The organism is Amycolatopsis sp. NPDC104775, from assembly GCF_055583325.1.
Genome location: NZ_JBVJOE010000001.1, coordinates 393,044 through 407,891 on the forward strand (window position 1 = coordinate 393,044; position 14,848 = coordinate 407,891).

Below are 14,848 nucleotides of genomic sequence, written 5' to 3' on the forward strand. Positions count from 1 at the left end.
AGTCGGAAATGAAGAAGGTTGCTTACATCGCGCCGGTCATCGAAAAGATCGGCAGCTTCCGCGAGGTCACGAACGGTTATCCCTGGTGGGACAACCGCGACATCTTCGGTGGCCGAACCTTCCTCTGATGTGAGACGCCGCTAGCGCAGGCGGGGGATCCGGACCCCCGCCTGCGTTCTCCGGCTCGCCGGCCGGGGCTTCGCCGGCCGGAAACACGCGTCGAACCAAGGCTGACACTTCACCAGGGGGAGATCCGCATGCCCTTTGCCGTACTTCCGGACCGAGCTATTTCTCTTTTGCTGACCGAACGCATAGCGGAAACTCTCGGAAACCGCGTAATCACCTACCCGTCCGGCCGGGCATGGGTCATTTCCGCACACGACGAACCATGGTCGGAAGTGCGCGTTTCACCGCATGCCAGCATTCTCACGTTTTCCGCGGAAGACTTCGACATCCCCTGCGAAAATCTGATCGGCCGACCAGTCGATTCGGCGGCCTGGGATCGGGTCGCGCGCGACATCTCGCTCCATGCCTGCTTCATCGGATGCGCCGACGGGACGACCCGCATGCAAGGGAACCTGTCGACGTCCCGCCAATTGTTCTGGACGGAAATCGACGGCGCCCCGATCGCCTCCGATTCCCTGGCCGCGCTCAAGACGCTCGCCGGCGCCGCGGTCGACCGAGGCAAGCTCGCGCTGACGCTGGCGAAATCCATGCCGATCCTGCCGTTCGCCGAACGCACCGCCTGGTCGGGCATTCGCACGGCCGGGATCGGCCAGTGGCTGAGGTTCGGAAGCACTGGTCCGGCGCGAACCGAACGGTGGTGGTCGCCGCCGGAAGGAGCGAAGCTCCCGCTCCGCGAGGCCGGAGCCGGGGTTCGCGCAGCACTGCGCGAGGTGCTGGAAGAAGCGACCCGGCCGGAAACCCTGGTGAGCGCGGACCTGTCGGGCGGCCTCGACTCCACGAGCCTCTGCTACGCGCTCACCGACCTCGGTCAGAAGTTCCGTGCCTTCCGGACGTCGTCGGCCAGCCCGTGGAACGACGAAACGGAGCGGGCCCGGGAGGCCGCCGGAGCCCTCGGCGTGGACCTGTTCGAATTTCCGCCTCTCGCCGAGACCAGCACGGCCTTCGCCATGGACTCCGAATCCGACCAGGCGTTGCTCGCCGAAGGCCCGGTCGTGTGGTCGGCCTCGCGGGGATACCTCGACGTGCTCGCGCCGGCCATCAGGGAGGCCGGTTCGCGAGTCCACTTCACCGGTCTCGGCGGCGACGAGCTCTTCGACATCGTGCCCGGGGTGTACCGCTCCGTCTGGAACGAGCGAAGCCTGCGCGCATGGCGGCAGCTTCGCCGGTTCCAGCTTTCGAACAAGGTGCCGCTTCGGCCCTTCGCCGAAGGGATTCGCGATCGCAGGTCCTATCAGAGCTACCTTCGCGCCGTCGCCCGGGCCGTTGCCGAAGGCGCGCCGCCGAAGGCAAGCGATTCGTACTCGTGGTTCCCGCCGCCCGCACTTCCGTTGTGGCTCACCGAGAACGGCCGGGCACTGGTAGCAGACGCCTTCGACGAAGCGGTCGCGAGCGGCGTTCCGCCTCTCGGTCCGGACCCGGCAGCGCATCAGACCGTCGAGTCGATCGCCTATCAGGGCACCATCCTCCGCCAGTTCGGGGTGGCCTACGCTCGGCTCGGAATCGCCTGGGAGGCGCCGTTCACCGACCGACGTCTGGTCGAGGCCGTGCTGCGAGCGAGCACGGCTCTCCGGATGAACGAGCGGACCGACAAAACGCTCCTGGCCGAAACCGTGTCGCCGTTCATGCCTCAGCGCATTTTCGCCAAGCGCGGGCGCGGCGACTTCACTGCCGATGTCTACGCCGAGCACCATCGGCGCAAGGAAGATCTGCTGCGCCAGTTCGCCACGTCCCGCTTGGCCGACCTCGGCCTGATCGACCTGCGGAAGCTGCGGCCTTATCTCGAGTCGCCCGCGCTGGCGGACGCGGGGCTGCTGGAACTGGAGAACGTCATCGTCGCCGAACGGTGGCTGCGCAACGCGGCCTGAGCCGGCACGCCGCCGCCGGTCGCCCCCAAGAGGCACAACCGCGGGCCGCGGACTGGCGAGCCAAGCAGAAAAGCTGAGAGGGAGGAAAAGGAAATGACCGTACGGTTGCTGTCCGGGGTGACCATCCACGACTCGGGCGATCAGGCGATCCTGCTCGGCACAGGCAGGGACGCCGCCTACTGGCGGCTCAACGGCATGGCCAAACAGATGGTCGCCCTGCTTCTGGAGGGCAAGGAGGTGGACACCGTCGTCGCGGCGGTCGTGGCTGAGACGGACGCGGACGACACAGTCGTCCGGCAAGACATCGAGACTCTCGTGGCGTCGCTGGTCGACGCGAGACTGGTCGAGGTGACCTCGTGAGTTCGCCCGAACCGCGACGCTGGAAACTCCTGGACGGCGTTTGCGTGCGGTTGGCGGTGTTCGCCGCCCGCTGCCTGATCACCTTGCCACCGCAACGACTCGGACGCGTCATCAGCTTTGTCCACAAAGGAGCTGGAGCACCGACGAAACAGTTCGCCAGGAAGGCTCGGGACCGCGTGTGCGAGGTCAGCGTGCGCTGCACCGGCCAGGGCTGCCTCCAACGCTCGGTCGCGGTGATCGTTTATTGCCGTTTTTACGGATATGCCCCCGATTGGTGCACTGGTTTCGCACTCGAACCGTTCACCGCCCATGCCTGGGTCGAGGTGGAGCACGAGCCGGTCGGTGAGCCGCCGAAGGTGTCCGACTACATAGTCGCCCACGCCGTGCGACTGCCGACGGCAGAACCAGCCCCGGCGCATCAGAAAGCAGTGAAGTGAACGCCAGCCGCCCAGTTGACCTGGCCGTGCTCCAGCGAACCGGCCGGTCGACCATCAGTGCCGCGGCTTGCCCGCCCCCTTGCCCCCGATCAACAACGGCCGCCGCACTCCCAGCCACGCACTCCACGCGAACAACCCAGCCAGCAGCGCCGCCGAGATCCCCAGCAGCACCAGGTCGGTCGGCAGTGCCTCCGGGTTCAACTCGTCCGCGCGGTGGGTCGCCACGATGCCCGCGGGATCCTCGACGACGTCGACCTTCTCGCCGCTTTTCATCCGCGATTCCACCGACAGGTCCTCGGACAGCAGCGTCCCGTCCGGCCGGTTGACCCGTGCCGTGCACGCGGTGCCGCCCTTGACGTGGTGGCATTCGGAGGACACCGCGACCGCGCGGTACCGATCGCCGTCCGCCGCGAGGTAACCGACCGCCGTCACTCCGACGCAGGCCAGGTAGAAGCCGGTCAGCACAAAGCCGCCGACGAGGAACCAGCCGCGTCCGGAGAACATGAACACCGCCGACGTCGCCAGCGCGGCGAGCAAAAGCCCGAAAATCACCCCCGCCGCGGCCGCCACCGTGCTGGTGCTGACGAACCCCACCGCGGCCGCGCCGCCGAGCACCACCGTCGCGAGCCAGCACCACCCGGCACGCAGCGCGACGACCCGACCGCTCGCCGGAGCCGTTTTCCGCGCGGAATCCCTTGCCGCGGCGGGCTTTTTCGTGGTCACGCCGGAATGGTGACACGGCGGACCCGCCGCCGTACGCACATCACGGTTTACCGGCGAGCGTGCTGCCCCTCGACCGGTGCCCGGAAGAACAACCGCACCGGCAGGAGCAGCCCCACCAGCGACAGCACCACGAAGACCACCTGATGCACGTGGTCCGTCCCGGGCGGCAAGCGGAACACCAGATGCGCCAGCCAGAACACCGGGTAGAACCACAACGCGAACCACGCCCACCGCTCGCCCGCGCGGAACGGGACGATCGCGATCAGCCCGCCGAACAGCCCGAGCCCGGCGGTCGCGAGCGCGTCCGTGCGGTAGAGCAGCGCGTCCCCGGCGGGCGGCGCGATCAGGACCACGATCCCGAACCCGAGGATCCCCGCGCTGACCACCGTCAGGCAGATCCAGCCGATCCGCATCGGCGCGCCACCGTTCATCCGGCGAATTTACCCCGCCGCCCGGCGTTTTGGGCTGGTCAACCGCCGTCCGGTCCGCCCCGCGGCGACCGCTTGACCGGCGCGCCCGGGACTATTCGCTCCGCCACCGCCTGCCTGTTCCATCGCCACCGCTACGGCACAACCCGACGAATCCCCGCCAGCACACCGCGGTTCGACCGGCGACCTCCCTCAGCCGCCTGCTTCCAGCCCGAGCGAACTCACACCGACGGCGGGGCAACCTAGGCACCCCGCCGTCCCCGGGCCCTCCCACGCCCCCACGCCTCGCCGGACAACCCCGCCCCGCTCACCCACTGCACTCCGGCAGCACGCAAGCCAGCCGACGCAACGCCTTCTTCACCGCCGCGACGGACATTCCCCGCTCATGCCGCTGATTCTGGTACAGATCCGGCGCCAGCGGAGCCAGCAGCACATCGGGCAGCGCGTCGTCCCGCAACCCCGCCTCCCGTACCTGCGCCGCCACGAAAACCCGCCAAAACCCGTACGCGCCGGTCTGATACCGCCGGGCCCCGGTCTCCGCGCCCAGCGCCAGCGGCAGATGCCGCTCCAGCAAGTCGATCATCGCGTCGTAGAACGCCGCCAGCCGTTCCCGCGGCGGAGCACCCGGCCCCAGCGGCGGCGGCCCGGACAGCATCGCTTCCTGCAGCCGTCGCTCGTGCTCGTCCAGCAGGGCGACCGCCACCGCGGCGACGCTGTCATAGCGCCGGTACAGCGTCCCGCGGCCGACCCCCGCCGCGGCCGCCAGGTCGCCCATCGTGATGTCCGGGCCTTTCGTGGCGAACAGGTCCTCGGCCGCGGCGAGGATCCGCTGCCGGTTCGCCGCGGCGTCCGCTCGTTCCGTGACTGGCTTGCCGTTCACCCCGTCACTGTATCTGGACAGCGTGTCCGGATCGAGTACAGTCATAAGTGGACACAGTGTCCACCTAAGAGATGGGGGCAGACCATGCACTCGTTCACGCTCGCCGGCCGCACCGTGAGCCGGATCGGCTACGGCACCATGCAGCTCGCGGGGCCGAAAGCGATGGGCGCACCGGCCGATCCGGAGCGCGCCAAGGCCGCCGTCCGCGCGGCCGTCGACGCGGGCGTCCGGCTGATCGACACGTCCGGCTACTACGGGCCCGAAGTGGCGAACCGCCTGCTCGCCGAGGCGCTGCGGCCCTATCCGGACGACCTGCTCATCGCCACCAAGGTCGGTGCGCGCCGCACGCCCGAAGGCGGATTCGCCGCCGACGCCGCGCCGGAAGCGGTCAAGGCAGCCGTGCGGGACAATCTCGCGCAACTCGGCGTCGAGCGGCTTCCGCTGGTACACGCCAGGTTCATGCCCGACAGCACGGTGCCGTGGGCGGAGACCGTCGGGGCGCTCGCCGAACTGCGCGACGAAGGGCTGCTGGAGCACGTCGGCGTCTCGAACGTCACGCTCGAACTGCTGGACCAGGCACGTGCGGTCACGCCGATCGCTTCGGTCGAGAACGAGTACCACGTCGGACATTCCGGCGGCCGGGACGTCCTCGATGCCGCCACCGCCGCCGGAATCCCGTATCTGGCGTTCCGTCCGCTCGGCAACGGAGCTTTGGCCCACGAAGATTCGCCGGTGGCCGAGCACGCCCGGCAGCTCGGCGTTCCGGCGGCGACACTGGCCCTCGCCTGGCTGCTGGATCTCGCGCCCAACGTCGCTGTCATCCCTGGGACGAGCGACCCGGACCATCTCCCGGACCTCGTCGCCGCGCGGGAATTCGCCCTGCCCGCCGACGTTCGCGCCGCACTCGACGAGGCCTGACCATGGGCTGGATCGCCGTTTTCGCGGCCGGGTTGCTCGAAATCGCCTGGGCGCACAGCATTCGCCTCACCGAAGGCTTCACCAGACTCGTCCCGACGCTCGTCTGCGGAGTGCTCACGATCCTCGTGCTGTACGTCCTGAACGTCGGCATGAAAACGGTCCCGGTCGGGACGGCGTACGCGGTGTTCGTCGGAATCGGCGCGGTCGGCACGGCCGTCGCCGGGATCTTCTGGCTCCGCGAACCGGTCAGCGTGCCGCGGATCCTCGCGCTCGCCCTGATCGTCGGAGGCGTCGTCCTGCTTCAGCTGACTTCCCGGACCGCGTGACGGGCGGCGTCACCCGTCTGCCAGGATCGCCCACAGGCTGTTGCCCGCCGTCATCCGCCCGTGTCCGCGGCGGCATCGTTCGTGCCCCGGCGACCGGCGCGAGAACACTCCGCAAGAGTGAGCGCCTAGGCCAGAAGAGGCACTGCGAACCGCTGCCGCCAGCCCGCGAGTGAATTCCGCCGAATCGTCTTGTCGGCGCAAAAGAATCCTCGCTAGCCTCGGACCCCGAGGGAGAGAATCCGGACGCCCCCGCCCGAGCGGAAGCGCACCGGAACAGTTCGCCGCGTGCCGATCGGAAATCGCTTTTCCGAAAAGGGAGTACATGATGACGTCTGTTGCCCGTCCGGTTGCCCGCACCGCGTATCAGCAGTCGGTCGCCGACTACTGGAACGCCGAAAAGGATCCGGTCAACCTGCGCCTCGGCGACGTCGACGGGCTTTACCACCACCACTACGGCATCGGCGACTACGATCCGTCCGTCCTGGACGGACGCGGCGAGGCCAGGGACAAGGCGATCATCGCCGAAATGCACCGGCTGGAGACCGCGCAGTCGCAATTCCTGTTGCAGCACCTCGGAAACATCAAGCCCGCCGACCGGCTGCTCGACGCGGGCTGCGGGCGCGGCGGCACGAGCGTGCAGGCGCACCAGCGGTTCGGCTGCCAGGTGGACGGCATCTCCATTTCCGAGCAGCAGGTCGATTTCGCCAATGACCAAGCCCGGCTGCGCGGAATCGACGGCTCGGTGCGCTTCCATCTCCGCAACATGCTCGACACCGGATTCGAAAGCGGCGCTTTCGCCGGAATCTGGAACAACGAAAGCACGATGTACGTCGATCTGCACGAGCTGTTCGCCGAACACGCGAGGCAACTCGCGCCGGGCGGGCGATTCGTCACCATCACCGGGTGCTACAACGACCTGACCGGCGGACGGTCGCGCGCGGTGAGCCAGATCGACCAGCATTACATCTGCAATATCCACGCCCGCGGCGACTATTTCAAAGCTCTGGCCGCCAACGGTTTCGTCCCGATCACCGTCGTGGACCTGACCGAAGCGACGATCCCGTACTGGGAGCTGCGCGAGCAGTCGTCCGTCGCGACCGGCATCGAGGGGCCGTTCCTGACCGCCTACCGCGAGGGCAGCTTCCACTACCTGCTCATCGCCGCCGACCGCGTCTGACCGGGCGGGCCGACATGTCCGGAATCGCAGGCGTCCGCCCGGACCTCGCGTGCCCGCCGTCGCTGCTGTCCGGCCCGCTCGGACTGGGCACCTCGGCGGCGCGGATCGCGGCGCAGTTCGCGCCGCCGCGCGGGACGGACCCGGCGTACGCGGAGCGGGATTGGGGCGACGGCAGCGCGTCGCCGCTGTACTGCCCGGTCGTGCGGCGGGAGGACGACGCGCTCGCCGAGGAGGTGGACCGGCGGCTCGTCGCGTGGGCGGCGGACTGCGGGTTCGAGGGCGAGGGACTGGACCAGATCGCGCGAGCCACGTTCGGCAGGCTGGTGACGCTCGCCCACCCGGACACCTCCGACCCCGACCGGCTGCTGATCGCCGCGCAGCTCAACGCGGTGTGGTGGGCGGCCGACGACTACTACGCCGACGACAGTTCCCTCGGCGCCTCGCCGACCGAACTCCCGCCGCGGCTGGCGCTCGTCATGCCCGCGATGGACCCGGTCGCGCCCGCGGGCGAGTTCTCCGCGCCGCTGGAGGAGGCGCTGCACGCGGACCCGATCCGGGTCGGGTTCCGCTCCGCGATCGACCATCTCGGCCGGCACGGTTCGCCGGTGCTGGTCCAGCGGGTCTGCTACTCGACCTTCGCGATGTTCGTCAGCTGGGACGCCTACGCCGCGTGGCGCCACACCGGCCGCTATCCCCCGGCCTGGGAATACCTGGCCGCCCGCCAGCACGACAGTTTCTACACCTCGATGACCCTCGTCGACGCCGTCGGCGGGTACGAACTGCCCGCGCCGTTCTACTACGACCCGCGCGTGCGGGAGGCGATGATGCGCGCGGGCACCGCGACGGTCCTGGTCAACGACCTGCATTCGGTGGCCAAGGACGCGGCCGACGAGAACCCGGTCTGCAACATGGTGCTCCAGATCGCCGCCGACCGGGGCTGCCCGGTCTCCGAGGCGGTCGAGACCACGGTCGCGCTGCACAACCGGATCGTGCGCGAGTTCGAGGAGGGGCACCGCGCCCTGCTCGCGATCCCGTCGCCGGAACTGCAGCGCTTCCTCGCCGGCGTCCGCGACTGGATGGGCGGCGGCTTCGAATGGCACGCCACGAACCCTCGCTACCGATCCTGACCCCCCGACGCCCGATCCCAGGCTTCGCACTCGAAGACAAGGTGGTTTCGCTGTGACTGTCACCGATCCGGTCGACTCCGCGGACGTGGAAGACCAGGAACCCTTGAGCCTAGGCCGCGCGGCGGCGCGGCAGCTGGCCACGACCACGAAGTCCGTGCCGCAGATGCAGAGCATCAGCTCGCGGTGGCTGCTGAAGGTGCTGCCGTGGGTCGAGGTCTCCGCGGGCACGTACCGCGTCAACCGGCGGCTGTCCTACACCGTCGGCGACGGCCGGGTCACGTTCGTGACCAGCGGTTCCGAGGTCCGCGTCATCCCGCCCGAACTCGGCGAGCTCGCGCCGCTGCGCGGATTCGACGACGAGCAGGCGCTCGCCGAACTCGCCGGGCGGTTCGAACAGCGCGAGTACCAGCCGGGAGACGTGCTGGCCGAATTCGGCAGCCGCGCCGACCAGGTGTTCCTCGTCGCGCACGGCAAGATCACGAAAACGGGGGTCGGCGCCTACGGCGACCAGACCGTGCTCGACACGCTCGTGGACGGCGACTACTTCGGCGAGAACGTGCTCATCAGCTCGGACGGGATCTGGGAGTTCACCACCAAGGCGGTCACCGCGGCGACCGTGCTGACGTTGTCGCGCCAGGAGTTCGAAGGCGTGCTGAACCGTTCGGACGCACTGCGCGAGCACCTTGAGGCCTTCACCGCGAGCGGAGACACCGCACGCAACGAACACGGCGAGGCCGAGATCGCACTCGCCGCCGGACACGACGGCGAACCGCGGCTGCCGGGCACCTTTGTCGATTACGACACCTCCCCGCGCGAGTACGAGCTGAGCGTCGCGCAGACCGTGCTGCGGGTCCACAGCCGGGTCTCCGATCTCTACAGCGAGCCGATGAACCAGACGGAGCAGCAGTTGCGGCTCACCGTCGAGGCGCTGCGGGAACGGCAAGAGCACGAACTGGTCAACAACCCCGATTTCGGCCTGCTGCACAACGCCGACTTCGACCAGCGGGTGCCCACTCGCACCGGCCCGCCCACGCCGGACGATTTCGACGAGCTGCTCTCGCTGGTGTGGAAGGATCCCGGGTTCTTCCTCGCGCACCCGAAGACGATCGCCGCGTTCGGACGGGAATGCAGCAAGGCCGGGATCTACCCCGGCGCGACCGACCTCGGCGGCCACCAGGTGCCGTCGTGGCGGGGCGTGCCGATCCTGCCGTGCAACAAGATCCCGGTCACCGAGACCCAGACCAGCTCGGTGCTGCTGATGCGGACCGGCGAGCAGGCCCAGGGCGTGATCGGGCTGCACCAGACCGGGCTGCCGGACGAATACCAGCCGGGCCTCAACGTGCGGTTCATGGGCATCAGCGAGCAGGCCATCCTGTCCTATCTCGTCTCGGCCTACTATTCCGCCGCCGTCCTCGTGCCCGACGCGCTCGCCGTGCTGGAAGCCGCCGAAATCGGCCGGGAGGGCTGAGCCCGGTGCCCGTCACGGAACCTGTCGCGGAACAGCAGGAGCAGCAGCTTTCCCTCGGCGTCAAGGCGGCCCGCACGCTGGCCACGACCACCAAGTCGCGGCCGCAGATGCGCTCGATCACCCCGCGGTGGCTGCTGTCGCAGCTGCCGTGGGTCGAGGTGCCCGGCGGCAGCTACCGGGTCAACCGGCGGCTCACCTACACCGTCGGCGACGGCAAGCTGACCTTCTTCCAGACCGGAGCGCAGGTGCGGGTCGTCCCCGCCGAACTCGGCGAACTCGAGCTGCTGCGCGGCTTCGCCGACGAAACCGCCCTCGGCGCGCTGGCCGACGCGTTCGAACAGCGCGAATACGAGGCGGGCAGCACGCTCGTCACCGCCGGGGAGCCGCTGGACCAGCTCGTGCTGGTGGTCCACGGCAAGGTCACCCGGCACGGCGAGGGGCAGTACGGCGCGGAAACCCTTCTGGGCACCAGCACCGACGGCGACCATTTCGGCGGCGAACTCCTCTCCGGGGACGACGCCACCTGGGGTTTCACCGCCCGCGCCGCCACCAGGGTGGTCGCGCTGGCGCTGCCCGCCGGCTCGTACGCCCGGCTCAACGGCAGGCTCGATTCCCTGCGCGCGCACGTCGCGCGGGCCGTGTCCCAGCCGCGGAAACCGCAGAACCGCAAGGGCGAAGCGAACATCGACCTGATCTCAGGCCACGACGGCGAACCGGTCCTCACCGGGACGTACGTCGACTACGAGCCCTCGCCGCGCGAGTACGACCTCGCGGTGGCGCAAACGGTCCTGCGGGTGCACAACCGCGTCACCGATCTCTACAACAACCCGATGAACCAGTTCGAGGAGCAATTGCGGCTCACCGTGGAAGCGCTGCGGGAACGGCAGGAATACGAACTGGTCAACAACCCGGATTTCGGCCTGCTGCACAATGCCGACCTGAAATCCCGCATCACCACGCGCACCGGCCCGCCGACCCCGGGCGATCTGGACGAACTGCTCTGCCGCCGCCGCAAAACGCGGTTGTTCCTCGCACACCCGCGGGCGATCGCGGCTATCGGACGCGAATGCACGAAGGCGGGCGTTTACCCGGAGCCGGTCGTCGTGGACGGGAAACGCGTCACCGCGTGGCGCGGGGTCCCGATCCTGCCGTGCGACAAAATCCCGGTCACCGAGGCAGGCACTACTTCGGTGCTCGCCATGCGCACCGGGGAAGACGACGCCGGGGTCATCGGATTGCGGCCGAAATCCCTCGCCGACGAATACCGGCCGGGACTGAACGTGCGGTTCATGGGCATCAGCGACCGGGCGGTGTCGTCCTATTTGGTCAGTGCTTATCATTCTGCCGCGATTCTGGTGCCGGACGCGCTGGGGGTGCTCGACGACGTCGAGATCGCCCGGGCGTGACCGCGGCGGTGCTCGCCGGAAGCAGGGGCGCTTCCGGCGAGCACCGGCGGGTCGGGGGCGGATGTGCTTGTCCGGCGGGTGAACGGTCGCGGAGCCTGTGGGTTGGTCGCGTCCGACTCCTGCTCGCTCGTGATCGCCGAAAGCAGCGCACTCCCGGCGAGCGTCGGCGGTTCAGCGGCAGATGTGATTATCCAGCAAGAGAACCGTCGACGAATCTCGCCTCCGACGGTGCCGACGCCCGAGCGCCGGTGCCCACCGGAAGCAGGCGTTCCCGGTGGGCACCGGCGGTTCAAGAACACCGGGGCTTGCCCGGCAACCGAACAGTCGCGAAGCCGCTGGCGACACTCGCCTCCGAACCCCGCCGACTCCCGAGCGCTGGCACCCGCCGAAAGCAGGGTACTCCCGGCGAGCACCAGCCACTCAGCGGTAAATGTGCTTGTCCGGCAACCGAACCGTCACGAAGCCGTTCGCGAAGTTCGCTTCCACCTGTGCCGCCTCCTGGGCGTCGGGCATCGCGTTCTTGCACGTGATCCCCGGGCCGTGCCCGGACATCAGTTCCGAGCAGGGGCCCTCGTAGTGGTCGGGAAGGCCGAGGTTGTGGCCGATCTCGTGGGCGATGATCCGGGTCGGGTCGTTGCCCTCGGCGACCTGCTGGGTGTCGATGTAGATGTCGCCGGTGCCGTGGCCGTCGGTCTGGGTGTAGGAACCGCCGCCGGTGGTTTCGTGCATGATGATCGTCGCGGCGCCGCCGCTGTTGAGGTGCACGTTGTGCACCGAGTTGTTCCAGTTCGCCGCGGCTTGGGTGGCTTCGGCCTGGTAGTCGGGCAGTCCGCTGGCGTCGTAGTACAGCTCGACCGCGTCCAGCGGCGCGGCCGAAGCCGCGCCGGCTCCGGTCAGCGGCAGGACCAAGGCGGCGGCCGCGCCGGCGGCCAGCCTGCCAAAGCGGTGCAGGGTCATGGTTTTTCCTCTCCGCGCGAGGGTTTCCGGGACGGGGGTCAGCTTCCGATCTGCTGCTGGATCCACGACATGTACTGGGCGATGCCGGTGTAGAGCGTGGTGGTCGCGCATTCGCCGCCGTTGTCGCCGGGGCCGTGGGTTTCGCCGACCAGCGTCCAGTTCCCGGTGGTGCCGACGATCGCCGGGCCGCCCGAATCGCCGTGGCAGGCCGAATGCGCGTAGTCGCCGGAGATGCAGACGTCGCCGGATCCGCCGCCGCCTTCCGCGCACGCGCTGCTGTCGAGCACCTGGAGGTCGATCTGCTGCAGGGTTTGCGGCGTCTGGCAGTTCGGCCAGCTCGTGCAGCCCCAGCCGAGCAGCCGCGCGCCCGTCCCCGGCGCGGGGTTGCTCTGCGCCATCGCGACCGGCGCGGACTGGGCGGGCTGGCTCAGGTGCATCATGGTGAGATCGGTGCCCTGATCGGTGATCACGTTGTCGATCTGGCCGACTTCGCCGGAGTTGATGTCGGTGGAACCGATCCGCGCCTGCGACGCCTGGCCGCAGTGGTTCGCGGTGATGATCCACTGGGGCGCGACGAGGCTTCCGCCGCACCCGTTGTCCAGGGACACCATGAACGAGTAGGTTTCGGTGGCGTCGCTGCCTCCGATGATGGCCGGCTGCGCCGCGACCGCCGGTGCGGCGACCCCGAACACCAGGGCCGCCGCGCCCATCACCGCCAGCATGAGTTTCCGCATCTCTTTCCCTTCCATAGCAGCCATTCCCGCCAATGGCGGGAGTGGAGTTCGGCCGGGGAAACGGCCGGGGACACTTCGCGGGCGCCGGGCCCGCGGGGGAAACCACAGAGTCCCAGGGCCGCCGGAGTCCGAACACCGTCGAAAGGAGGGACACGGCCGGACGCCGAACCGTGCGGGGCGGCACGAACTTCGATTAAGGGGATGAACCGAACGCGGAATACGGTGTTCCGGTTCGACATCCGCGCTGTTCAACGAGCCGCTCAGGAATCGGATGCGGAAGAGAACGAACTTCCGTTGAGCGGACGACGCGAGCCACTGAACAGCAAAACCGAACAGGATTCGCGACTTTCGTGGGTATAAGCGATTGCCCGGCGTCCCTAAACTGCGAATTGCGCCCGCATTCGCTGACCGCGGCGCGCCATCGTCCTATTCGCAAGAAACGGAGATGTGCATGATCCCAGCACTCAGTCAAAGACTCGGCGGACGCGGCGGTATCGCCTTCGCCGCGGCGGTTCTGGCCGCTGGATCAGTTTTCGCCGCCTCGGGCGCCGCGGCTGCCCAGCCGTCCGCGGCACCGTCGAACGCGAGAGCCGCGAGCGCCATGTCCGCCAGCATCGCGAAGTCGCTCGGCGACCGCACCGTGGGCTCGTATTACGACCAGGCCACCTCGAGCCTGACGGTCACCGTCACCGACCAGGCCGCCGCCGACCAGGTCCGCGCGGCGGGCGCGACGCCGAAGTTCGTGAAATACCGTGCGTCGCAACTGAAAGCCGTCACCGCGGAACTGACCCGCACGGCCAGCGTCCCCGGCACCGCGTGGCGCGTCGACCCGCGCACCGGCCAGGTGCTCGTCACCGCCGATTCGACAGTCACCGGCGCCAAGCTCTCCCAGGTGACCAACGCCGTGCACCGCTTCGGCGACAAGGCCCGCTTCGCCCAGACGAAGGGCAAGCTGCGCCCGCTGATCAGCGGCGGCGACGCGATCTGGGGCCAGGGCCTGCGCTGCTCGCTCGGCTTCAACGTGCACACTTCGAGCGGACAGGCCGCGATCCTGACCGCCGGGCACTGCGGCGTGGCGACCAACGACTGGTGGGCGGACCAGGGCAACTCGCAGCACATCGCCAGCACGTCCGGCGCGAACTTCCCCGGCACGGACTACTCGTACGCCACCTACGACGCCGGCGTCGACGCCCCCAGCGCCGTGAACACCGGCCAGCAGATCACCGCGGCGGGCGACGCGACGGTCGGCGAGACGGTCACTCGCAGCGGCTCGACCACCGGCGTCCACGACGGTCAGGTCACCGCACTGAACGCGACGGTGAACTACCAGGAAGGCAGCGTAAGCGGCCTGATCGACACCACGGTCTGCGCCGAACCCGGCGACAGCGGCGGCTCCCTGTTCGACGGCGCCACCGCACTGGGCCTCACCTCCGGCGGCAGCGGCGACTGCAACTCCGGCGGAGAAACCTTCTTCCAGCCAGTCCCCGCAGCACTGAGCGCCTACGGCCTCACCCTGCCGTAAGCCCGTTCCGCGCTTTTGTTCCGTGAGGGGAACCCTGAGGGAATCAGATTCCCTCAGGGTTCCCCTCACGTACGTTTCAGCCTCGCACGCGCCACCAACGCGCAGATCCCCTCGCGAGCCAGGCGAATCGCTCCCGCCTCGCGGAGCAAGCATCGATCGCGCCAGCGAACCCACTCTCCCCCGCAGCACGCTCACGATGCCCGAGCACCGAGACCACACAACAACCACCACCGAGAACCCCTCACCCCGAACCGCCACCACCCCACCCCACTCACCCCAGGCAGCCACTCCCCACCCTGCACCCCGATACGAAGCCAAAAATGCGGGCGGGGGG

General features: G+C 69.0%; 16 protein-coding genes. 11 read left to right on the plus strand and 5 right to left on the minus strand.

All coding sequences use genetic code 11. From position 1 onward, the window contains the following. Positions 1-8: 8 nt before the first annotated feature. The 4 genes from ACZ63D_RS01585 (at position 9) to ACZ63D_RS01600 (ending at position 2,848) form a co-directional block, all read left to right on the plus strand. Positions 9-128: a lasso RiPP family leader peptide-containing protein gene (locus tag ACZ63D_RS01585; protein WP_465352339.1), complete on the plus strand. Its 120-nt coding sequence runs from the start codon at positions 9-11 to the stop codon at positions 126-128. A gap of 270 nt (positions 129-398) precedes the next feature. Next, positions 399-2,051, plus strand: coding sequence for an asparagine synthase-related protein (locus tag ACZ63D_RS01590; RefSeq protein WP_465352340.1), 1,653 nt, complete (start codon positions 399-401; stop codon positions 2,049-2,051). 93 nt (positions 2,052-2,144) lie between these two features. Then, positions 2,145-2,411, plus strand: coding sequence for a PqqD family peptide modification chaperone (locus tag ACZ63D_RS01595; RefSeq protein ID WP_465352341.1), 267 nt, complete (start codon positions 2,145-2,147; stop codon positions 2,409-2,411). Further along, complete coding sequence (locus ACZ63D_RS01600; protein WP_465352342.1) at positions 2,408-2,848, plus strand: lasso peptide biosynthesis B2 protein; 441 nt, start codon at positions 2,408-2,410, stop codon at positions 2,846-2,848. Before ACZ63D_RS01595 ends, ACZ63D_RS01600 begins: the two co-directional genes overlap by 4 nt. 54 nt (positions 2,849-2,902) lie before the next feature. On the opposite strand, the gene ACZ63D_RS01605 is transcribed toward ACZ63D_RS01600, so the two are convergent. The 3 genes from ACZ63D_RS01605 to ACZ63D_RS01615 all read right to left on the minus strand — a co-directional run bounded on the left by ACZ63D_RS01605 (position 2,903) and on the right by ACZ63D_RS01615 (position 4,924). After that, entirely contained in the window at positions 2,903-3,571 is a 669-nt protein-coding gene (locus tag ACZ63D_RS01605) for a hypothetical protein (protein ID WP_465352343.1), read from the minus strand. A 47-nt stretch (positions 3,572-3,618) separates the two neighbouring features. Further along, complete coding sequence (locus ACZ63D_RS01610; RefSeq protein ID WP_465352344.1) at positions 3,619-4,002, minus strand: hypothetical protein; 384 nt, start codon at positions 4,000-4,002, stop codon at positions 3,619-3,621. Positions 4,003-4,306: 304 nt separating this feature from the next. After that, a complete protein-coding gene (locus ACZ63D_RS01615) occupies positions 4,307-4,924 on the minus strand; it encodes a TetR/AcrR family transcriptional regulator (protein ID WP_465352345.1) in 618 nt (205 codons plus the stop codon). Between the two features lie 39 nt (positions 4,925-4,963). Here ACZ63D_RS01615 and ACZ63D_RS01620 point away from each other — a divergent pair, with 39 nt between their 5' ends. From ACZ63D_RS01620 to ACZ63D_RS01645, 6 genes are all read left to right on the plus strand, one after another. Further along, positions 4,964-5,797, plus strand: coding sequence for an aldo/keto reductase (locus ACZ63D_RS01620; protein ID WP_465352346.1), 834 nt, complete (start codon positions 4,964-4,966; stop codon positions 5,795-5,797). A 2-nt stretch (positions 5,798-5,799) separates the two neighbouring features. Next, complete coding sequence (locus ACZ63D_RS01625; RefSeq protein ID WP_465352347.1) at positions 5,800-6,123, plus strand: DMT family transporter; 324 nt, start codon at positions 5,800-5,802, stop codon at positions 6,121-6,123. Positions 6,124-6,448: 325 nt separating this feature from the next. Beyond that, positions 6,449-7,300: a geranyl diphosphate 2-C-methyltransferase gene (locus tag ACZ63D_RS01630; RefSeq protein WP_465352348.1), complete on the plus strand. Its 852-nt coding sequence runs from the start codon at positions 6,449-6,451 to the stop codon at positions 7,298-7,300. 14 nt (positions 7,301-7,314) lie between these two features. Further along, a complete protein-coding gene (locus ACZ63D_RS01635; RefSeq protein ID WP_465352349.1) occupies positions 7,315-8,427 on the plus strand; it encodes a family 2 encapsulin nanocompartment cargo protein terpene cyclase in 1,113 nt (370 codons plus the stop codon). A gap of 52 nt (positions 8,428-8,479) precedes the next feature. Further along, positions 8,480-9,895, plus strand: a complete 1,416-nt coding sequence (locus ACZ63D_RS01640; protein ID WP_465352350.1) for a family 2B encapsulin nanocompartment shell protein — start codon at positions 8,480-8,482, stop codon at positions 9,893-9,895. A gap of 5 nt (positions 9,896-9,900) precedes the next feature. Next, positions 9,901-11,301, plus strand: a complete 1,401-nt coding sequence (locus ACZ63D_RS01645) for a family 2B encapsulin nanocompartment shell protein (RefSeq protein ID WP_465352351.1) — start codon at positions 9,901-9,903, stop codon at positions 11,299-11,301. A 420-nt stretch (positions 11,302-11,721) separates the two neighbouring features. Here ACZ63D_RS01645 and ACZ63D_RS01650 read toward each other — a convergent pair whose 3' ends face one another. Next, entirely contained in the window at positions 11,722-12,258 is a 537-nt protein-coding gene (locus ACZ63D_RS01650) for a snapalysin family zinc-dependent metalloprotease (RefSeq protein WP_465352352.1), read from the minus strand. A 38-nt stretch (positions 12,259-12,296) separates the two neighbouring features. Next, entirely contained in the window at positions 12,297-12,992 is a 696-nt protein-coding gene (locus ACZ63D_RS01655; protein WP_465352353.1) for a S1 family peptidase, read from the minus strand. A 451-nt stretch (positions 12,993-13,443) separates the two neighbouring features. On the opposite strand from ACZ63D_RS01655, the gene ACZ63D_RS01660 reads away from it, so the two are divergent. Then, positions 13,444-14,514, plus strand: a complete 1,071-nt coding sequence (locus tag ACZ63D_RS01660; RefSeq protein ID WP_465352354.1) for a S1 family peptidase — start codon at positions 13,444-13,446, stop codon at positions 14,512-14,514. The last annotated feature ends 334 nt before the right edge of the window (positions 14,515-14,848 follow it).

Coding starts and splice junctions, on each gene's coding strand:
- ACZ63D_RS01585 (WP_465352339.1), top strand. CDS start 9: ATGAAGAAGGTTGCTTACATCGCGCCGGTCATCGAAAAGATCGGCAGC.
- ACZ63D_RS01595 (WP_465352341.1), top strand. CDS start 2,145: ATGACCGTACGGTTGCTGTCCGGGGTGACCATCCACGACTCGGGCGAT.
- ACZ63D_RS01610 (WP_465352344.1), bottom strand. CDS start 4,002: ATGAACGGTGGCGCGCCGATGCGGATCGGCTGGATCTGCCTGACGGTG.
- ACZ63D_RS01615 (WP_465352345.1), bottom strand. CDS start 4,924: ATGACTGTACTCGATCCGGACACGCTGTCCAGATACAGTGACGGGGTG.
- ACZ63D_RS01620 (WP_465352346.1), top strand. CDS start 4,964: ATGCACTCGTTCACGCTCGCCGGCCGCACCGTGAGCCGGATCGGCTAC.
- ACZ63D_RS01625 (WP_465352347.1), top strand. CDS start 5,800: ATGGGCTGGATCGCCGTTTTCGCGGCCGGGTTGCTCGAAATCGCCTGG.
- ACZ63D_RS01630 (WP_465352348.1), top strand. CDS start 6,449: ATGACGTCTGTTGCCCGTCCGGTTGCCCGCACCGCGTATCAGCAGTCG.
- ACZ63D_RS01635 (WP_465352349.1), top strand. CDS start 7,315: ATGTCCGGAATCGCAGGCGTCCGCCCGGACCTCGCGTGCCCGCCGTCG.
- ACZ63D_RS01650 (WP_465352352.1), bottom strand. CDS start 12,258: ATGACCCTGCACCGCTTTGGCAGGCTGGCCGCCGGCGCGGCCGCCGCC.
- ACZ63D_RS01655 (WP_465352353.1), bottom strand. CDS start 12,992: ATGCGGAAACTCATGCTGGCGGTGATGGGCGCGGCGGCCCTGGTGTTC.
- ACZ63D_RS01660 (WP_465352354.1), top strand. CDS start 13,444: ATGATCCCAGCACTCAGTCAAAGACTCGGCGGACGCGGCGGTATCGCC.